The 2,379-nt window shown below is 59.6% G+C and carries 3 protein-coding genes; all 3 read left to right on the forward strand.

Annotated features, from left to right (window positions below; genetic code table 11):
* Positions 1–59: 59 nt before the first annotated feature.
* Complete coding sequence (locus tag WBB85_RS06605) at positions 60–989, forward strand: alpha/beta fold hydrolase (protein ID WP_432637835.1); 930 nt, start codon at positions 60–62, stop codon at positions 987–989.
* 36 nt (positions 990–1,025) lie between these two features.
* Positions 1,026–1,895: a polyphosphate kinase 2 gene (ppk2, locus tag WBB85_RS06610; RefSeq protein WP_432637833.1), complete on the forward strand. Its 870-nt coding sequence runs from the start codon at positions 1,026–1,028 to the stop codon at positions 1,893–1,895.
* Positions 1,888–2,379 (forward strand): TetR/AcrR family transcriptional regulator (locus tag WBB85_RS06615; RefSeq protein WP_432637834.1); only part of this gene is annotated, 492 nt, incomplete at its 3' end. The genes ppk2 and WBB85_RS06615, both read left to right, overlap by 8 nt.

Consider the following 2,379-nt stretch of genomic DNA (forward strand, 5'->3'; position numbering starts at 1 on the left):
GTCCACGCCATTCGACATGGCCCAAATTGGGTGTTGAGACCGGAGTAATCGCCGTCCTCGTGCTGCTGCTCGCGGCCCTAGTCACGCATTTAAGGGCAAACCGGCGCGAACGCGCCGCCGCAGCGGACTTTCCACCGGAAGGCCAGTTTCTGGATGTTCAGGGCACCCGGATGCATGCGGTCGTCGCGGGATCCGGCCCTGATGTCGTGCTGATCCACGGGTCATCCGGGTCGGTGCGCGATTTTACATTTTCGATGGTGCCCGCCTTGGCGAAGCATTACAGGGTCATTGCCATAGACCGCCCCGGCATGGGCTGGAGCGACCTGCATCAGGGCGGCGAAACCCTGGCCATCCAGGCGCGGCTCTTGCAGGCGACGGCCGAAGCCTTGGGCGCCAGCAAACCAATCGTTGTGGGACAAAGCTACGGTGGCGCGGTCGCACTGGCCTGGGCGCTGGACTTCCCCCAGAACATCGCCGCGCTTGTCACGATATCAGCGCCTTCGCATCCATGGACGACCGGCCTTGGCGCTTACTACACGGTTCTGTCGCACCCGCTTGGCCAAGCCGTTGCGGTGCCTTTGCTGACGGCCTTCGCACCCGACCAGAAGGTCAATGCCGAGGTAGAGGCCGTTTTTCGGCCACAGCCGGCCCCGACCGGCTACGCCCGGCATTTCGCACCGGCATTGTCGCTTCGTCGGCGATCGATGCGTGCGAATGCCCGGATGCGCAGGGGATTGCATTCCGAAATCGCGGAAATGGTCCCCAGGTACAACGAGATTTCAGTGCCGGTGGAAATCATCCATGGCACCGAAGATGTGACGGTTCTAGCGGGCATTCATTCCGCAAAGCTTGCCGACGATATCGAAGGGGCGAATATGACTTTGCTGCCTGGCATTGGTCATATGCCGCATCATGTCGCCATGCCGGACGTCATCGCGGCGATCAATCGGGCGGCCGAACGCGCCGCATTGCGTGGCGCGGGCAAATAGCGATACTAGCGGAACAGTTGAGGAAAGGTTGGTACGATGTCGCTGCCCTTTGATGGTGCAATCACCGAATTCTACGAAAAGGAAGTTCCCGAAGAAGTGAGGCAGGCCATCTCCGAAGGCAGCAAGAAAGACATCCTGTCAGACAGTTACCCCTACGAAAAGCGGCTCGACAAGGACGACTACAAGAAGGTCATGGACGGGCTTCAGGAACAATTGGTCCGGCTTCAGGCCGATGTCGCTGAAACCGGCAAGCGCGTCGTAGTCGTTTTCGAAGGTCGCGATGCAGCCGGCAAGGGCGGCACGATCAAGGCGATGACCGAAAACCTGAACCCGCGCATCGCGCGCGTTGTTGCGTTGTCCAAGCCTTCCGATACCGAGGCCGGCCAATGGTATTTCCAGCGCTATGTGGAAGAACTGCCAACCTCGGGCGAGATCGTGCTTTTCGACCGCAGCTGGTACAATCGCGGCGTTGTCGAGCATGTCTTCGGGTTTTGCACCCCGGAGCAGCGCGAGAGGTTCTTTCACCAGCTTCCCGAGTTTGAAGAGATGCTGGTGAATGAAGGTATCACGCTGGTCAAGCTTTGGCTGAACGTCGGTCGCGCCGAACAGTTGCGCCGCTTCCTGGCACGCGAGACCGATCCCCTCAAGCAATGGAAGCTGAGCTGGATCGACGTCGAGGGCCTGAAGAAATGGGACGCCTATTCCGATGCCATTGCCGAAACCTTCGAGCGATCACACACACCCTTCGCTCCATGGACGGTCATCCGCTCTGACGACAAGTCGCGCGCGCGGATTGCCGCCATCCAGACTGTCCTATCAAGCATTGAATTTTCTGGGAAAAACCCCAAATCCATAGCACCTGCCGACAGCAAGATCTGTGGAGGACCAGACATCTGGGATGTCTAAACGCGGCTATCATCACGGCAACCTGCGACAGGCGCTGGTCGATGCCGCCCTGACTCTCATCGAGGAAAAAGGGCCGACCGGCTTCACCTTGTCGGAAGCTGCGAAACAGGCAGGCGTGACCCCTGCTGCGGTTTACCGTCATTTCGAGGGCCGCGAGGACCTGATCGCCGAAGCCGCGCGGCAAGGCTATGAGGTTTTTGCGGATTTGATGGATTACGCCTACAAGAAGGGCCAGCCCTCGGCGCTTGCGTCATTCGAATCGACCGGCCGGGCCTATCTCGCGTTCGCCAGAAAATATCCGGGACACTATGTTGCAATGTTCGAAAGCGGGATTTCTGTAAACCGGACACCGGAACTGGCGATGCTCTCGGGGCGAGCACTGGGTGTGCTGGAACGGGCGGCAATCGAGTTATCGGCCCATATTCCTCCCGACAGGCGACCACCAGCGCAGATGGTTTCTGCGCATATCTGGGCGATGTGTCAC

Origin of the sequence: Albidovulum sp., from assembly GCF_049646345.1 — a bacterium.
Classification (GTDB): domain Bacteria; phylum Pseudomonadota; class Alphaproteobacteria; order Rhodobacterales; family Rhodobacteraceae; genus Albidovulum.